Here is a 15,864-nt window from a genome sequence, read left to right as displayed (position 1 = left end):
GTGCCCACAACGGGTGCCAGGCCGTGACCACCTCGTGACTGCACTGAGCGGACGGTGTGTGCAAGACTCTCGATCGGCGTCGACCTGGTCCGCTACGGCGAGTGAGCCTGCATCTCGCCGGAGCTCTGCAACTCGTCCAGTGGTGGTTCCTGGCAGGCTCGGGCCCCGGTCCCCCAGGAGGACTGATGTCGAACACCGCTCCCGAATCCCTCGCCACCCCGGCCCGTGTCGCGACCAAGCGCACGATCCTCATGTGCAAGCCGACCCACTACACGGTCAGCTACCGGATCAACCCGTGGATGCACCCGGAGGACCCGACCGACACGTCGAAGGCCGTCCAGCAGTGGCAGTCGCTCGTCGACGTCTACGAGCAGCTCGGCTTCGACATCTCGTACATCGAGCCGATCGAGGGCCTGCCCGACATGGTCTACGCGGCCAACGGCGGCTTCGTGCTCGACGGCGTCGCGTACGGCGCCAAGTTCCAGTACCCCGAGCGCCAGCCCGAGGGTCCGGCCTACATGGACTGGTTCCGCAGCGCCGGCCTGACTGTCGCCGAGCCCGAGGAGACCAACGAGGGCGAGGGCGACTTCCTGCTCATCGGGGACACGATCTTCGCCGGCACCGGCTTCCGCTCCGACAGCAGCTCGCACGAGGAGCTCGCGCGGATCTACGGCCGCGAGGTCGTCACGCTCAAGCTCGTCAACCCGAGCTTCTACCACCTCGACACCGCCATCGCCGTGCTCGACCCCGAGCCCGATGCGTCCGGCCGGAGCAACATCGCCTACCTCGAGAGCGCCTTCGACGAGGCTTCGCTCGAGATCCTGCGCGAGCGCTTCCCGGACGCGATCATCGCCACGGAGGAGGACGCCGCGATCCTCGGCCTGAACTCGTACTCGGACGGCTACAACGTCGTGATCGCGTCGCGCGCCGAGCGGTTCGCGGAGCAGCTGCGCGAGAAGGGCTACAACCCGATCGGCGTCGACCTGTCCGAGCTCCTGCTCGGCGGCGGCGGCGTCAAGTGCTGCACGCTCGACCTGCACCCGGTCGGCACCGGCAACTCGGTCGCGCGGTCCTGATGGCCACCGCGATGTCCGCGTCGCTCGGTGCGGCGACGGCCGCCGCGCTCGCCGTGGAGGACCGCTCCCTCGCCCACAACTACAGCCCGCTGCCCGTCGTCATCGCGTCGGGCGACGGGGCGTGGGTGACGGACGTCGACGGCAAGCGCTACCTGGACGGCCTCGCCGCGTACTCCGCGGTGAACTTCGGCCACGGCAACCAGCGGCTGCTCGACGCCGCCCGGACCCAGCTCGACCGGGTGACCCTGACGAGCCGCGCGTTCGTCAACGACCGGCTCGGGCCGTTCGCCACCGCGCTCGCGGACCTGACAGGCACGGACATGGTGCTCCCGATGAACACCGGGGCCGAGGCCGTCGAGTCCGCGATCAAGGTCTCGCGCGCCTGGGGCTACCGCGTCAAGGGCGTCCCGGCCGACCGGGCGACGATCATCGTCGCGTCCGGGAACTTCCACGGCCGCACGACCACGATCGTGTCGTTCTCCGACGACCCGACGGCCCGGAACGACTTCGGACCGTTCACGCCCGGGTTCCGCACCGTGCCGTACGGCGACGCGGACGCCCTCCGCGCCGCGATGGACGACACCGTCGTGGCCGTCCTGCTCGAGCCGATCCAGGGCGAGGGCGGCGTGGTCATCCCGCCGGCGTCCTACCTGCCCGCGGTCCGGGAGGTCTGCGACGAGTTCGGCGCCCTCCTCGTCGCCGACGAGATTCAGTCCGGCCTCGGACGCACCGGCCACACCCTCGCGGTGCAGCGCGTCGGGGTCACGCCGGACCTGATCACGCTCGGCAAGGCGCTCGGCGGCGGCATCGTCCCGGTGTCCGCCGTGGTCGGTCGCCGCGACGTGCTCGGCGTCCTGCGTCCGGGCGAACACGGCTCGACGTTCGGCGGCAACCCGCTGGCGGCGGCCGTGGGCTCCGAGGTCGTGGCGGTGCTCGCCGAGGGCACGTTCCAGCAGCGGGCGCTCGACGGCGAGCCCGTGCTCCGAGGCCTCCTCGAGGACCTCGTCGGTCACGGGGTCGTCGCGCACCGCGTCGCCGGACTCTGGGCCGGGATCGACATCGACCCCGCGCTCGGGACCGGCAAGGAGATCGCGCACGACATGGCCGACCGGGGCGTCCTCGTGAAGGACACCCACGGGTCGACGATCCGCTTCGCGCCGCCGCTCGTCGTCACCGACGACGAGGTGCGGCACGCGATCGGCGCGCTCGGTGAGGTCCTGCGCGCCCGCAGCTGACCGGGCGGGCGCACGCCGTGCCTCCCGGCCGGTGATCCTGTTCGTATCGCCTCCGCACAACCGAAAGCACCCGGAACCACGCGATCACGTGGTTCCGGGTGTCTTTCGTTGTGCGCCGTCGCGTGGCGCGGCCCGCGCGCCGCGGTCCGCGCGCCGCGGCGCAGCGCGCGCTACACCGCCCAGCGCTCGGCGAGTTCGTCCATCAGCCCGTCGAGCCGCTCGTCGACGACCTGCTCCTCCGGGTGCGCCTCGTACCAGGCGATGACCTCGCGCACACCCTGCCGATAGGGGATCCGCGGCCGGTACCACGGCACCAGGGACCGCACCTTGCTGTTGTCGAACACGGAGCTGTTCGCCTTGTCGCCGAGGAGCGCCGCACCCCACTCCGGGTCCACCGCGTTGATCGCGTCCGCCGGCACGTGCACGATCTTCAGATCGTCGACGCCGGCAGCGGCCGCGATCTCGTGGGCGATCTGGTTCCAGGTCGGCGCCTCGTCGCTCGTGATGGTGAAGGCCTCGCCGATCGCCGAGGCGTTGTCGAGCAGCCCCGTGAAACCGACCGCGAAGTCCCGGCTGTTCGTGAGGGTCCACAGCGACGACCCGTCACCCGTGATGATGACCGGCTTGCCCGCACGCATGCGTGCGACCGCGGTCCACCCGCCGGTCAGCGGGAGCTTCGTCTCGTCGTAGGTGTGCGACGGTCGGATGATCGTGACCGGGAAGTCCTGCTCCCGGTACGCCTGCATGAGCAGCTCCTCGCACGCGATCTTGTCGCGCGAGTACTGCCAGTACGGGTTCTTCAGTGGCGTCGACTCCGTGATGGGCAGGTGCGTCGCCGGGGTCTGGTACGCCGAGGCCGAGCTGATGAAGACGTACTGGCGCGTCCGGCCGGCGAAGGTCTCGACGTCCGCCTGCACCTGGTCGGGCGTGAACGCGATCCAGTTGATGACGACGTCCCACCGGCGGTCGCCCAGCACCTCCGCCAGTGCGGCGCGGTCCGACACGTCGGCCTGGAGGCGCGTCACCTGATCCGGGATCGGCCTGCCCCCGGTGGTCCCCCGGTTGAGCACCGTCACGTCGAACCCCTGCTCGACGGCTTCGCGGACACATGCGGCGCTGATCACCCCGCTGCCGCCGATGAACAGGACACTCGCTCCGGTCATGGATGCTCCTTCGCTCCCGGCGGTGCCGCTGTGCACCGCGCCCCTGCGATCCTGCACCTCATGCGCTGGGTCGGGTGGCGAGGACCGCGCGGAGCGACGTCGTGCGCGCTGCCCACTCGGCGGCGACGGGGCTGATCCAATCGAGGAGCTCGATGGCGTAGTCGTGGTCGCGGTGCAGGTCGCGAGCGTGGATCGGCTCGTGGTGCGCGGCGCGGTTCCGGACGAAGTGCAGCTGCTGGAGTCGCCGTGTCACCTCGCTCCGCCGCACGCGGAGGTTGTCCGGCCCGTGGGGGAAGGCCCTGTGGAGATCCGGTACCCAGAGCGAGGTGTGGTACCGCGACTCGACGAGGTACCGCCAGAACCCGAAGGTGAGTTCCGCGATGACCCGGCCGTGGACTTCGTCGAGACGTGCGTTCCGACCTGCACGCGCTCGAGCCTTCGCCAGGTCTGCAGTGCCACGGGCGTCGAGCGGAGCCACGTCGAACCACGGTCGCCCGGAGCGGGCGGCCGCCCAAGCGCGAAGTTCTCGGTCGAGTGCGTTGCGGGCAACGACCTCGACGACGCCAGCGAGTTCCATGACCGACGCCGCGGCTCGCATGTTCCACGCGGACAGCCGCAGCGCACCGGCCGACGATCCCGTCACCTCGGCGTACGACCGGAGTCGTTCGGCCGTGAGCAGACGCTCGAGCACGTCCTCCCGCATGATTCCCCCATCTGCTACCGTTGATCGCGAAGACCCCGGAACGATCCCTGGCCCAGGCCACATCGCCGGGGTTTCGTCTTTGCCGGCCCATTCGTGAAACATCAGCGTACAGTCATCCGCTCGCACGGAGCTCGCGAAGACTACCGTCACGGTTCGGACCGCACCGACGCGGCCCACGACAGGAGTGACACGCACATGGAGTACCGCTACCTCGGGAACTCGGGCCTCAAGGTCTCCGAGATCACCTACGGCAACTGGCTGACCCACGCCTCCCAGGTCGAGAACGACGCGGCGATCGCCTGCGTCCGGGCGGCGCTCGACGTCGGCATCTCGACGTTCGACACCGCCGACGTCTACGCGAACACCGGTGCCGAGACCGTCCTCGGCGAGGCGCTGAAGGGCGAGCGCCGGCAGTCGCTCGAGATCGCGACGAAGGTGTTCGGCCCGACCGGGCCGAAGGGGCACAACGACACCGGTCTGTCGCGGAAGCACATCCTCGAGTCGATCGACGGTTCGCTCGAACGACTGCAGACCGACTACGTCGACCTCTACCAGGCGCACCGCTACGACTACGAGACGCCCCTCGAGGAGACGATGCAGGCGTTCGCCGACGTCGTCCGTCAGGGCAAGGTGCTGTACGTCGGTGTCAGCGAGTGGACCGCGGACCAGCTCCGTGCCGGTGCGGCACTGGCGAAGGAGCTCGGCTTCCAGCTCATCTCGAACCAGCCGCAGTACTCGGCGCTCTGGCGGGTCATCGAGGGCGAGGTCGTCCCCACCTCGAAGGAACTCGGCATCTCGCAGATCGTCTGGTCGCCCATCGCCCAGGGCGTGCTGACCGGCAAGTACCAGCCGGGCCAGCCGCTGCCCGAAGGGTCCCGTGCCACCGACGACAAGGGCGGCGCGAAGATGATCTCCCGGTTCATGAACGACGAGGTGCTCTCGGCCGTGCAGGACCTGAAGCCCGTCGCCGACGAGCTGAACCTGTCGATGGCGCAGCTCGCGGTGGCGTGGGTGCTGCAGAACGAGAACGTGGCGTCGGCGATCATCGGGGCCTCGCGGCCGGAGCAGGTGCACGACAACGCGGGCGCCGCCGGGGTCACCATCCCCGCCGAGCTGCTGACGCGGATCGACGACGCCCTGGGTGGTGTCGTCGAGCGCGACCCGGCGAAGACGAACGACAGCAGCCCGAAGGCGCGCGAGGCGTAGTCGCGGGGGCCGGCGCGCCGGTTCGACCTGCGTTCGCACAACCGGAGTCAGTCGGAACTGCGCCGAACCGCGGTGCGTGCTGACTCCGGTTGTGCGAACACGGTCGGCAGCGCTGACGCCCCGCGCGTCCGGGGACGCGACGAATCCGGGGGACGAGGCAAGCCCGGGCACGCGGCAAGTCCGAGCACGCGAAAAGGCCCCCTACCGGAGTAGGGGGCCTTTCACCGTGGCTGGACACGGCATCGATCCGTGGACCTTTCGATTTTCAGTCGAACGCTCTACCAACTGAGCTATCCAGCCGTGGCGACCCTGACGGGACTTGAACCCGCGACCTCCGCCGTGACAGGGCGGCACGCTAACCAACTGCGCTACAGGGCCATGTGTTGTTGTGGGTACTGCGTTGTGTGTACTGCTCGGTGGTGCTCTGCTTGCCTGCTCACTCACAAAGAGTGACCCCAACGGGATTCGAACCCGTGCTGCCGCCGTGAAAGGGCGGTGTCCTAGGCCACTAAACGATAGGGCCGCAAGCGGTGCAGTGCGCTACCGATGGACAAGCATACGGATGCCCCACGGGTTTCACAAATCGAGCCCCCTGAGCGCGTCCTCCCCGGCGTGTCGCGCCTGCCCGGACCAGGGGCGGGCCTTCACTCAGCGTGGGGCACCAGGCCCCGATTCGTGCTGTCGATGCCCGGGTGCGAGCATCGTCGTCGCCACTGGCTGCCCCTCGCACGAGGGGTGACCGGTTGCGGCACCTGTTGCTACTGTTGCGTCTGTTAACAGTGTTACGTGCGTGAGCCTTGCCGCGCTGTTACGAAATCGAGACACATGTCGACCTCACCAACGCTGTCCCTCCGCCACCGCAGCCGCGTCATCGCCGCAGCGGTCGCGGTCGTGCTCGCTGCCGGTGCCCTCGCCGCGCTCACGCCGAGCGGCCCGGCCAGCGCGACCACGTACCCCAGCTGGGACGACGTCCAGAAGGCCAAGTCGTCGACCCAGGCCCAGCAGGACAAGGTCAGCGAGATCAAGTCGCTGATCTCCTCGCTGCAGGCCGAGGCGAAGGCGAAGCAGCAGGCCGCGCAGTCCGCCGGCGAGGCGTACCAGGCCGCACAGTCGAAGTACGACGAGGCGACGCTCCAGCAGAAGTCGCTCCAGGGCCAGGCCGACGACGCGGAGAAGACCGCGAGTGCGTCCGAGGCGCAGGCGGGGCAGCTGGCGGCCCAGCTCGGGCGCGCGAGCTCGAACACCGTCACCACGGACCTCCTCTCGCACCCGTCCGACTCCGGTGACCTGCTGTACGAGCTCGGCGCGATGTCGAAGCTCAGCGAACAGGCCGACGGCATCTACGCCCAGGCCTCCCAGGACCGTGGGACCGCCCAGGGCCTCGCGGACAAGGCGGACGTCGCGAAGCAGGCGCTCGGCGCACTGGCCGCGACCGCGCGCTCGAAGATGCAAGAAGCGCAGGGCGCCGCCGAGGCCGCACAGGACGCCGTCAGCGCGCAGACGGACAACCAGACGCGACTCGAGGCCCAGCTGACGCTCCTCACCACGAAGCAACGGGGTGTCGAGGCCAGCTACAAGAAGGGCGTCGAGGAGGAGAAGAAGCGGCAGGCGCGCATCGCCGCCGCTGCCGCCCGTGCTGCCGCTGCCGCCGCCGCGACGAGCCAGGGTGGGACCGGGGGCGGCTCCCCGAACGCGTCGGGCTGGGTCCGACCCGCCGGCGGCTACCAGACCAGCGGCTTCGGCATGCGCGTCGACCCCTACACGCACGCCGTCGCGCTGCATGCCGGGGTCGACCTCGCGCCCGCCTGCTACGCACCCATCTACGCCGCACACGACGGCACCGTCGTCTTCGCCGGGAACGGCGGCGGCTACGGCAACGAGGTCGTGCTCGACAACGGCGGCGGCATCTCCACGGCCTACGGGCACATCGTCGACGGCGGGATCCTCGTCGCGAACGGCCAGCACGTCTCGGCCGGGCAGCAGATCGCGAAGATCGGATCGACCGGCTGGTCGACCGGGTGCCACCTCCACTTCGAGACCCGGATCAACGGCGCCGCCACCGATCCGGTCCCCTTCATGGCAGCGCGGGGGATCTCGGTATGACCACGAGCGTCGCCAGGAGGCGTTGACCCGACCCATGAAGCAGCCCGCTCGCACCCTCACCTGCACCGCGGTGGTCGCCGTCGTCGGCATCGGCCTGTCGATCGCCCTCGCCGGACCGGCGCAGGCGGCACCGTCGGCACCCAGCTGGGCCGACGTGCGAGCGGCGAAGTCGAACGCGGCTGCGGCGCAGCGGACCGTCGACGAGCTCGGGACGCGTCTCGACGCCCTGCAGACCAGTGCGGACCGGGCCTCCATCGTCGAGCAGCAGGCCGCGCAGACCTACGCGCTCGCCGCGTCCCAGCAGCAGCAGGCGCAGGCCGACCTCGACGACCTCGCGGACCAGTCGAAGCGGGCCAAGGCGACGGCTGAGGCCTCGGCGGGGCAGGTGGCCGGGCTCGTGGTCGAACTCGCCCGCACCGGCGGCGGGGACCTGTCGACGTCGATGCTCGTGGACGCCCGGGACTCGAAGGACCTGCTCTACCGGGTCGGGACGATGTCGCACCTCTCCGAGCGGTCGGCGAACGTGCTCGCGAAGGCCCAGGCCGACCAGAACACCGTGGACTCGCTCGCGGCCCAGCAGCGGCAGGCGACGACGGCGCTGGCCTCGGCGACGGCGACGACGAAGTCCGCGCTCGCCGACGCGAACGACGCCGCGTCCGCCGCGCAGGGTCGCCTGCAGCGCGAGCAGGACCAGCAGAGCCAGGTGCTCGAGCAGCTCGCGTACCTCAAGGGGACCAGCGTGGCGACCGAGACGGCCTACTGGAACGCCCAGCAGGCGAAGCAGGCCGAAGCGGCCCTTGCGTCGCACACGGGTGGGACCACCTCGTCCGGGCAGAACGCGTCCGGCGGGAGTGCAGACGGCGGGAGCGCGTCCGGCGGCGACACGTCCGGTGGGAGCACGTCCGGCGGGAGCGGATCCGGCGGGACGACCACCACGAACCCCGGCACCTCGACCAACCCGAGCCCGTCGAAGCCGAGCCCGAGCAACCCGACCCCGTCGCAGCCCACGCCGTCGAAGCCGAAGCCGACGACCCCGTCCCCCAAGCCGACCACCCCCACGCCGACGCCGACCCCCACCCCGGTCCCGAGCAGCCCGTCGAAGGCCTCGGGCGCGATCGCCTTCGCGAGGGCCCAGCTCGGTGACGCGTACGTCCTCGGCGGCGCCGGACCGAACACCTGGGACTGCTCCGGCCTCGTGATGATGGCCTACGGCTCCCAGGGCGTCGCGACCGGTGGGCACAACGTCGTCTGGCAGTACAACTACTTCGCCTCGATCGGCCGGCTCGTCCCGCTCTCGCAGCGCCAGCCCGGCGACATCCTCTTCTACTCGAGCAACGGAACCGCCAGCGGTGGTTACCACGATTCGATCTACACCGGGAACGGCCAGATGGTCGAGGCCGCGCGACCCGGCGTCGGCGTGGTCGAGCGTGCGGTCTGGCTGCCGAACCAGCTCCTGCCGTACGTCGCCCGTCCGACCGGCTCGCTCTAGCGCGACGCCGTTTCGCGCCCCCTGACGAAGAACGCGCCCCGCAGCAGCGGGGCGCGTTCTTCGTCAGGGGGCGCGACCGCGGTCTCGTGTCCGCGGCCCGCTGCCCGTCGTCAGTGACCGGCGGGCACGTACGCCTTCTGGCCGGCCTGCACGATCTCCTCGGCCTCGGCGGCGTCGCCCCAGCCGTCGGCCTTGACCCACTTGCCCGGCTCGAGGTCCTTGTAGCGCTCGAAGAAGTGCGCGATCTCGGCCTTCGTCTGCTCGTCGACGTCCGAGATGTCCTGGATGTGCTGCCAGCGCGGGTCCTTCGCGGGGACCACGAGCACCTTCGCGTCGCTGCCGGCCTCGTCGCTCATCTTGAAGACGCCGACCGGGCGGACCTTCACGCCCACGCCGGGGAACGCCGGGTACTCGAGGAGCACGAGCGCGTCCACCGGGTCGCCGTCCAGCCCGAGGGTGTTCTCGAAGAAGCCGTAGTCGGTCGGGTAGACGAACGACGTGAAGAGCACGCGGTCGAGGTAGACGCGACCGGTCTCGTGGTCGACCTCGTACTTGTTGCGGCTGCCCTTGGGGATCTCGATGACGACGTCGTACGCGGCCATGTGCACTCCTGGTCTGTCGGTGGTTCGGTGAGCGCGGCTAACGTTACCGGGTGAACTCCCCGCGTCCCCGGTTGGACCCTGCGACCGCCGAGACCCGCCGTGCGGTGCGGGTGCTGCTCGAGACGGCCCGTGCCGACGGCGTCGTCACCGACGGCGACCTCGTGCTCGTCGCGCTCAGCGGCGGTGCGGACTCGCTCGCGCTCGCGGCGGCGACCGCGTTCGAGGCGCCGAAGCAGGCGCTGCGCGCCGGCGCCGTGGTGGTCGACCACGCGCTCCAGGAGGGCTCCGCGGAGGTCGCGATCCGTGCCTCCCGGCAGGCCGCGTCGCTGGGTCTCGACCCGGTGACGGTCCGCAGGGTCGCGGTCGGTTCCGCAGGCGGTCCCGAGAACGCCGCCCGGGAGGCACGGCACACTTCGATCGCGGAGGTTGCGTCCGCGACCGGGTCGCCGCTGGTGCTGTTCGGGCACACGCTGGACGATCAGGCCGAGACGGTCCTGCTCGGGCTCCTCCGCGGGAGCGGGCCCGACGCCCTGTCGGGCATGCCGCCGCTCGCGCGCCGCACCGTCGGACCGGCCTACGGACGACCGCTGCTCGGCGTCCGCCGCCACACCACCCGCGCAGCCTGCGTCGCCGCGGGCCTCGCGCCGTGGGACGACCCGCAGAACGACGACCCCGCGTACGGCCGCGTGCGTGTCCGCACCGCCCTGATGCCCGCGCTGGAACGGGAGCTCGGCGCCGGTGTGCCGGAGGCCCTCGCCCGCACGGCCGACCAGCTGCGCGAGGACTCCGCGGCGCTCGACCACTTCGCCGAGGAGATGGCGGAGGACCTCGCCGAGCACTCCGAGGCCGGCATCTCGCTCTCCGTGCGGCAGCTCGCCGCGAACCCGCCCGCCCTCCGGCAGCGGCTCGTGCGGCTCGCGGTCGAGAGCGAGTTCGGGGTGACGCTCTCGCGCGTGCAGACCCTCGAGGTGTGCCGCCTCGTCACCGACTGGCACGGACAGGGGCCGATCGCCCTGCCCTGGGTCAGCGCGTCCCGCGACGGCGACCGCTTGGCCTTCGCCGCCGGTTAGAGTGCTGTGGTGGAACTCTCCGACGTCCAGGCAGACCTGTCCGAAGTGCTCTTCACCCCCGAGCAGATCGACGAGAAGCTCGCCGAACTCGCCGCGGTGGTCGACCGTGACTACGCGGGCAAGGACCCGCTGCTCGTCGGCGTGCTCAAGGGCGCCGTCATGGTGATGGCCGACTTCTCGCGCCACCTCAAGATGCAGGCGCGGATGGACTGGATGGCGGTGTCGTCGTACGGCTCCGGCACGAAGTCGTCCGGCGTGGTGCGGATCCTCAAGGACCTCGACACCGACCTGCACGGCCGCGACGTCATCATCGTCGAGGACATCATCGACTCCGGGCTGACGCTGTCCTGGCTCAAGCAGAACCTCGAGTCCCGCGGTGCCGCGAGCGTCGAGATCGTCGCGCTCCTCCGCAAGCCCGAGGCGGCGAAGGTCGAGGTCGACGTCAAGTACGCCGGCTTCGAGATCCCGGACGCCTTCGTGGTGGGGTACGGCCTCGACTTCGACGAGCGCTACCGCAACCTGCGCGGCATCGGCGTGCTCGCGCCGCACGTGTACTCCTGAGCGCGTTCGGCTGACCCCGGCGGATCGTGGAGTTCGCCCGCAGAGGACACCCATTCTCGCCACAGAATCGCGGCCGTATGCTGACCTGCACGCAACTTCGGCAGAGAAAGGTGTCGGGCTTCCTGCCCGGATCACATGGACTTCAAGCGAATCCTCCGCGGGCCGTACATCTACATCCTGATCGCGCTCGTGGGGATCTGGATCGGGTGGGCGGTCATCAGTCAGGCCGGCACCCAGCAGATCGACACCCAGAAGGGCCTGCAGCAGCTCGCCGACGACAAGGTCTCCTCCGTCGTCGTGAACTCCACCGAGCAGCGGGTCGACCTCAAGTTCAAGGACGGCGCGACCGAGCAGTTCTACTACGCGACCCCGCGTGGTGAGGACGTCATCAAGGCCGTCGACGCCGCGAACCTGCCGGACGGCTACACCGACCGCGTGCAGCAGGGGAACTGGTTCCTGTCGCTGCTCAGCGTCCTCCTGCCGTTCCTCATCATCGGCGCCCTGTTCTGGTTCCTCCTCGCGAACGCGCAGGGCGGCGGCTCGAAGGTCATGCAGTTCGGCAAGTCCCGCGCGAAGATGAACAACAAGGAGAACCCGCAGGTCTCCTTCGCGGACGTCGCCGGCTCGGACGAGGCGATCGAGGAACTCCACGAGATCAAGGAGTTCCTGCAGGAGCCGGCCAAGTTCCAGGCCGTCGGCGCGAAGATCCCGAAGGGCGTGCTGCTCTACGGCCCTCCTGGCACCGGCAAGACGCTGCTCGCGCGTGCCGTCGCGGGCGAGGCCGGCGTGCCGTTCTACTCGATCTCCGGTTCGGACTTCGTCGAGATGTTCGTCGGTGTCGGCGCGAGCCGTGTCCGTGACCTCTTCGACCAGGCGAAGCAGAACTCCCCGGCGATCGTCTTCATCGACGAGATCGACGCCGTGGGTCGTCACCGCGGCGCCGGCATCGGCGGCGGCAACGACGAGCGCGAGCAGACGCTGAACCAGCTCCTCGTCGAGATGGACGGCTTCGACGGCAAGACGAACGTCATCCTCATCGCTGCGACGAACCGTCCCGACGTGCTCGACCCTGCCCTCCTGCGCCCGGGCCGCTTCGACCGCCAGATCGGCGTCGACGCCCCGTCGCTCGACGGCCGCAGGCAGATCCTCGAGGTGCACGCGAAGGGCAAGCCGCTCGCCGCGAGCGTCGACCTCGGGCTGCTCGCCCGCAAGACGCCCGGGTTCACCGGTGCCGACCTCGCGAACGTGCTGAACGAGGCCGCGCTGCTGACGGCCCGCTCGAACGCGCAGCTCATCGACAACCGGGCCCTGGACGAGGCCGTCGACCGCGTCATGGCCGGTCCGCAGCGCCGGACGCGCATCATGTCCGACCAGGAGAAACTGATCACGGCGTACCACGAGGGTGGTCACGCCCTGGCAGCCGCGGCGATGCGCCACACCGACCCGGTCACGAAGATCACGATCCTGCCGCGCGGCAGGGCCCTCGGCTACACGATGGTGCTCCCGCTCGAGGACAAGTACTCCGTCACGCGCAACGAACTGCTCGACCAGCTCACCTACGCCATGGGTGGCCGCGTCGCCGAGGAGATCGTCTTCCACGACCCGACCACGGGTGCGTCGAACGACATCGAGAAGGCCACGTCGACCGCGCGCAAGATGGTGACCGAGTACGGCATGAGCCGTGCGGTGGGTTCCGTCAAGCTCGGGTCCGGCTCCAGCGAACCGTTCGTCGGTCGTGAGATGGGCGGCGGATCGGGCCGCGACTACTCGGAGAACATCGCCGAGACGGTCGACGCCGAGACCCGTGCGCTGCTCGAGGCCGCTCACGACGAGGCCTACCAGGTGCTCAACGACAACCGCGACATCCTCGACCGCCTCGCCGGCGAGCTCCTCGAGAAGGAGACGCTCGACGCGCCGGAGCTCGTCGAGATCTTCAAGGACGTCCGCAAGCTGCCCGAGCGCCCGCAGTGGCTGTCGAGCGACAAGCGGCCGGTGTCGAACCTGCCGGCGATCGAGTTCCCGGGCCGCGCGGCTTCGACCGCGGCCGAGCCGAGCGACACCGAGTCGTCGACGAAGCCCCGTCGTCGTCCGTTCGGCAACCCCGGTATCGCCCCCGCGTAGGCCGGCATGACCGACCTGCCGACGAGACGCTCGCGTCGCCTCGCCGAAGCGGACCGTGTGCGCGCCGAGGAACACCGGGCGCGCGCCGCCGCGGCGGAACCGCCGACGGTCGCGATCGACCTCCGTGCACCTGCCCCGGTGCCGGAGATCGTGACCGGCCGCCGGCGCGACCGCGAGCGCACCCAGACGCCGACCGACGGCACGCGGGTGATGGGCATCCTCAACGTCACCCCGGACTCGTTCAGCGACGGCGGTCTGCACCAGGCCTACGACGCCGCGCTTCAGCACGCGCGGGACCTCGTCACCGCCGGCGCCGACCTCGTCGACGTCGGGGGCGAGTCCACCCGCCCGGGTGCCGAGCGCGTCCCGGTCGAGGTCGAGCAGGACCGCGTGCTCCCCGTCGTGCGCCAGCTGGTGTCCGAGGGCATCACCGTGAGCGTCGACACGATGAACGCCTCGACCGCCGAGCGGGCCGTGGAGGCCGGAGCCGCGATCGTCAACGACGTGTCCGGCGGGCTGGCCGACGACGACATGGCGCGGGTCGTGCGCGACACCGGTGCCGGCTTCGTCGTGATGCACTGGCGCGGCCACAGCGACCGGATGTACCGGAACGCGGAGTACGCGCACGCGGTGGACGAGGTCCGCCGCGAGGTCGAGCACCGCGTCGCCGAACTCATCATCCTGGGCGTGCGTGAGGAGCAGGTGGTCATCGACCCCGGCCTCGGGTTCGCCAAGCAGGGAGTCCAGAACTGGGAGATCCTGGCGGGCTACGAGCGCTTCGCCTCGATCGGGTTGCCGGTGCTCGTCGCCGCCTCCCGCAAGCGGTTCCTCGACGGGGTCGGCAGCGCTGCCGGTGCCCCGCCGCGCGACCGCGACCTCGCCACCGCCGCCATCAGCCTGCTCGCCGCCGAACGCGGCGCGTGGGGGGTGCGCGTGCACGACCCCGCACCGACGCGTGCGGTGCTCGACGTCTGGGACGCCTGGAGGGCAGCACGATCGTGAACGACACCATCCGACTGACCGGGGTCCGCGCCCGGGGGAACCATGGCGTGTTCGACCACGAGCGCGCCGACGGGCAGGACTTCGTCGTCGACGTCGCCGTCGAGGTCGACGCCCGGGTCTCGTCCGGTTCGGACGACCTCGCCGACACCGTCCACTACGGCGTGGTCGCGGAGCAGGTGGTCGCCGAGATCGAACGCGACCCCGTCGACCTCATCGAGACGCTCGCCGAGCGCATCGCCGCAGCGGTGCTCACGCACCGAGCGGCCCGCGCGGTCGAGGTCACGGTGCACAAGCCGCAGGCGCCGATCACGGTGCCGTTCACGGACGTGTCCATCACGATCCGGCGGACCAGGGGCGGTGTACTGCCCGACGACCGCACCGAGGAAGAAGAGTGAGCCGCGCCGTCATCGCGCTCGGCGCCAACCTCGGCGACCGGGGGAGCACCCTCCGCGCAGCCGCGTCGGCGATCGCCGCGCTGCCCGGTGTCCGGCCCGTGGCGGCCAGCCGTGAGGTCGAGTCCGTCGCGGTGACGCTCGCGGGCCGGGACGAGTCGAAGCCGCGGTACCGCAACGCCGTGGTGGTGGTCGACACCGACCTGGAGCCGCAGGCCCTCCTCGACGCCCTCCACGGCATCGAGGACGAGCACGGCCGTACCCGCGAGGTCCGGTGGGGCGACCGGACGCTCGACCTCGACGTGGTCGCGATCGACGACCTCGCGCTCGACACGGACACCCTCACGGTGCCGCACCCGCGCGCGGCCGAGCGAGCGTTCGTGCTCGCACCGTGGGCGGACGCGGACCCGGAGGCCGTCCTGCCGGGTGCCGGACCCGTGGCCGAGCTGCTCGCCGCCCTCGGCGACGACACCGAGCGCGTCGACGAGCCCCGGCTCTTCGACGACGTGACCGGGCCGGACGACACGAGCAGGACCGACGACGTGACCGGGCCGGACGACACGACCCGCGCGAACGACGCGACCGGGCCGGACGACGCGACCCGCACGGTCGACCCGACCCGCGCCTCCCGGCCGGAGACGCGACCGTGAGACCGACCCGCGCCTCCGTCCTCGTGAGCGTGGCGGCCGTCGCCGCCGTCGCGGGCTTCGCGGTCGACGCCGTCCTGGCCTCCCGCGGGGCACCCACGCTCCTGCTGTCCGTCGCCCTCGGCCTGACCCTCGCGTTCATCGGCATCGCCGTCGTGCTCATGGCGCGTCCGGTCCGCCGCCACGCGAAGGAGGGCGTGCTGCGGCAGCGCCCGGTCGACCCGCTGTACGCCACGCGCGTGGTCGTGCTCGCGAAGGCCTCGAGCATCGGCGGCGCGCTCTTCGGCGGCTTCGGTGCGGGCCTGCTGGTGTACCTCCTGACCCGGAGCGTGACGCCTTCGCTAGGCTCGACCCTGCCGAACGCCGTGGCGTTCGGCGGTGCCGTCGTCCTGACGGTCTGCGCACTGGTCGCCGAACGCATGTGCATCGCTCCTCCGGGCGACGACGACCGCGACGACCACGGCGGCGGCTCGACGGCCACCAACTGAGGGAGC

15 protein-coding genes and 3 tRNA genes are annotated in these 15,864 nt (G+C 70.9%); 12 read left to right on the top strand and 6 right to left on the bottom strand.

Going from position 1 to position 15,864, the window contains the following annotated elements:
* The first annotated feature begins 185 nt into the window (after positions 1-185).
* Positions 186-1,076 (top strand): dimethylargininase, encoded by an 891-nt coding sequence (gene ddaH / locus IEY20_RS08815; protein WP_188889062.1) that lies wholly within the window; start codon positions 186-188, stop codon positions 1,074-1,076.
* Positions 1,076-2,311 (top strand): ornithine--oxo-acid transaminase, encoded by a 1,236-nt coding sequence (gene rocD / locus IEY20_RS08810; RefSeq protein WP_175327963.1) that lies wholly within the window; start codon positions 1,076-1,078, stop codon positions 2,309-2,311. Before ddaH ends, rocD begins: the two co-directional genes overlap by 1 nt.
* Before the next feature lie 170 nt (positions 2,312-2,481).
* On the opposite strand, the gene IEY20_RS08805 is transcribed toward rocD, so the two are convergent.
* A complete protein-coding gene (locus tag IEY20_RS08805) occupies positions 2,482-3,474 on the bottom strand; it encodes an SDR family oxidoreductase (RefSeq protein WP_022902803.1) in 993 nt (330 codons plus the stop codon).
* Between the two features lie 58 nt (positions 3,475-3,532).
* The gene (locus IEY20_RS08800; RefSeq protein WP_175327962.1) at positions 3,533-4,177 is read right to left on the bottom strand and encodes a hypothetical protein; all 645 of its coding nucleotides are present in this window, start codon (positions 4,175-4,177) and stop codon (positions 3,533-3,535) included.
* A gap of 195 nt (positions 4,178-4,372) precedes the next feature.
* On the opposite strand from IEY20_RS08800, the gene IEY20_RS08795 reads away from it, so the two are divergent.
* The gene (locus tag IEY20_RS08795) at positions 4,373-5,383 is read left to right on the top strand and encodes an aldo/keto reductase family protein (RefSeq protein WP_022902805.1); all 1,011 of its coding nucleotides are present in this window, start codon (positions 4,373-4,375) and stop codon (positions 5,381-5,383) included.
* A 227-nt stretch (positions 5,384-5,610) separates the two neighbouring features.
* Here the strand turns inward: IEY20_RS08795 and IEY20_RS08790 are convergent.
* From IEY20_RS08790 to IEY20_RS08780, 3 genes are all read right to left on the bottom strand, one after another.
* Positions 5,611-5,683 (bottom strand) — tRNA-Phe (locus IEY20_RS08790).
* 1 nt (position 5,684) lies between these two features.
* Positions 5,685-5,761, bottom strand: a tRNA-Asp gene (locus tag IEY20_RS08785).
* 72 nt (positions 5,762-5,833) lie between these two features.
* Positions 5,834-5,906, bottom strand: a tRNA-Glu gene (locus IEY20_RS08780).
* A gap of 302 nt (positions 5,907-6,208) precedes the next feature.
* Between IEY20_RS08780 and IEY20_RS08775 the strand changes: the two genes are divergently transcribed.
* Together IEY20_RS08775 and IEY20_RS08770 are read left to right on the top strand one after the other, a co-directional pair.
* Positions 6,209-7,486 (top strand): M23 family metallopeptidase, encoded by a 1,278-nt coding sequence (locus tag IEY20_RS08775; RefSeq protein WP_175327961.1) that lies wholly within the window; start codon positions 6,209-6,211, stop codon positions 7,484-7,486.
* Positions 7,487-7,520: 34 nt separating this feature from the next.
* Positions 7,521-8,975: a C40 family peptidase gene (locus tag IEY20_RS08770; RefSeq protein ID WP_175327960.1), complete on the top strand. Its 1,455-nt coding sequence runs from the start codon at positions 7,521-7,523 to the stop codon at positions 8,973-8,975.
* Between the two features lie 110 nt (positions 8,976-9,085).
* Here IEY20_RS08770 and IEY20_RS08765 read toward each other — a convergent pair whose 3' ends face one another.
* The gene (locus IEY20_RS08765; protein WP_022902808.1) at positions 9,086-9,577 is read right to left on the bottom strand and encodes an inorganic diphosphatase; all 492 of its coding nucleotides are present in this window, start codon (positions 9,575-9,577) and stop codon (positions 9,086-9,088) included.
* Positions 9,578-9,627: 50 nt separating this feature from the next.
* Here IEY20_RS08765 and tilS point away from each other — a divergent pair, with 50 nt between their 5' ends.
* The 7 genes from tilS to IEY20_RS08730 all read left to right on the top strand — a co-directional run bounded on the left by tilS (position 9,628) and on the right by IEY20_RS08730 (position 15,858).
* Positions 9,628-10,647 carry a tRNA lysidine(34) synthetase TilS gene (gene tilS / locus IEY20_RS08760; RefSeq protein WP_188889060.1) on the top strand — a complete coding sequence of 340 codons (1,020 nt, stop codon included), beginning with the start codon at positions 9,628-9,630 and terminating at the stop codon, positions 10,645-10,647.
* A gap of 9 nt (positions 10,648-10,656) precedes the next feature.
* Positions 10,657-11,208, top strand: a complete 552-nt coding sequence (gene hpt / locus IEY20_RS08755) for a hypoxanthine phosphoribosyltransferase (RefSeq protein ID WP_031272831.1) — start codon at positions 10,657-10,659, stop codon at positions 11,206-11,208.
* A 135-nt stretch (positions 11,209-11,343) separates the two neighbouring features.
* On the top strand, positions 11,344-13,329 hold the full coding sequence (ftsH, locus tag IEY20_RS08750) for an ATP-dependent zinc metalloprotease FtsH (RefSeq protein ID WP_175327958.1): 1,986 nt from the start codon (positions 11,344-11,346) through the stop codon (positions 13,327-13,329).
* 6 nt (positions 13,330-13,335) lie between these two features.
* Positions 13,336-14,331: a dihydropteroate synthase gene (gene folP / locus IEY20_RS08745; protein ID WP_175327957.1), complete on the top strand. Its 996-nt coding sequence runs from the start codon at positions 13,336-13,338 to the stop codon at positions 14,329-14,331.
* The gene (folB, locus tag IEY20_RS08740) at positions 14,328-14,726 is read left to right on the top strand and encodes a dihydroneopterin aldolase (protein ID WP_031273263.1); all 399 of its coding nucleotides are present in this window, start codon (positions 14,328-14,330) and stop codon (positions 14,724-14,726) included. The genes folP and folB overlap by 4 nt, the downstream gene beginning before the upstream one ends.
* The gene (gene folK, locus IEY20_RS08735) at positions 14,723-15,373 is read left to right on the top strand and encodes a 2-amino-4-hydroxy-6-hydroxymethyldihydropteridine diphosphokinase (protein ID WP_175327956.1); all 651 of its coding nucleotides are present in this window, start codon (positions 14,723-14,725) and stop codon (positions 15,371-15,373) included. Before folB ends, folK begins: the two co-directional genes overlap by 4 nt.
* Positions 15,370-15,858, top strand: a complete 489-nt coding sequence (locus IEY20_RS08730) for a DUF3180 domain-containing protein (RefSeq protein WP_022903305.1) — start codon at positions 15,370-15,372, stop codon at positions 15,856-15,858. Before folK ends, IEY20_RS08730 begins: the two co-directional genes overlap by 4 nt.
* Positions 15,859-15,864: the final 6 nt, after the last annotated feature.

The sequence above is a fragment of the Curtobacterium luteum genome, from assembly GCF_014646995.1.
Taxonomy (GTDB): Bacteria; Actinomycetota; Actinomycetes; order Actinomycetales; family Microbacteriaceae; genus Curtobacterium; species Curtobacterium luteum.
Note: the sequence above shows the minus strand (reverse complement) of the source record. Positions and strands in the feature narration are given on the sequence as shown.

Coding starts and splice junctions, on each gene's coding strand:
- ddaH (WP_188889062.1), top strand. CDS start 186: ATGTCGAACACCGCTCCCGAATCCCTCGCCACCCCGGCCCGTGTCGCG.
- rocD (WP_175327963.1), top strand. CDS start 1,076: ATGGCCACCGCGATGTCCGCGTCGCTCGGTGCGGCGACGGCCGCCGCG.
- IEY20_RS08805 (WP_022902803.1), bottom strand. CDS start 3,474: ATGACCGGAGCGAGTGTCCTGTTCATCGGCGGCAGCGGGGTGATCAGC.
- IEY20_RS08800 (WP_175327962.1), bottom strand. CDS start 4,177: ATGCGGGAGGACGTGCTCGAGCGTCTGCTCACGGCCGAACGACTCCGG.
- IEY20_RS08795 (WP_022902805.1), top strand. CDS start 4,373: ATGGAGTACCGCTACCTCGGGAACTCGGGCCTCAAGGTCTCCGAGATC.
- IEY20_RS08775 (WP_175327961.1), top strand. CDS start 6,209: ATGTCGACCTCACCAACGCTGTCCCTCCGCCACCGCAGCCGCGTCATC.
- IEY20_RS08770 (WP_175327960.1), top strand. CDS start 7,521: ATGAAGCAGCCCGCTCGCACCCTCACCTGCACCGCGGTGGTCGCCGTC.
- IEY20_RS08765 (WP_022902808.1), bottom strand. CDS start 9,577: ATGGCCGCGTACGACGTCGTCATCGAGATCCCCAAGGGCAGCCGCAAC.
- ftsH (WP_175327958.1), top strand. CDS start 11,344: ATGGACTTCAAGCGAATCCTCCGCGGGCCGTACATCTACATCCTGATC.
- folP (WP_175327957.1), top strand. CDS start 13,336: ATGACCGACCTGCCGACGAGACGCTCGCGTCGCCTCGCCGAAGCGGAC.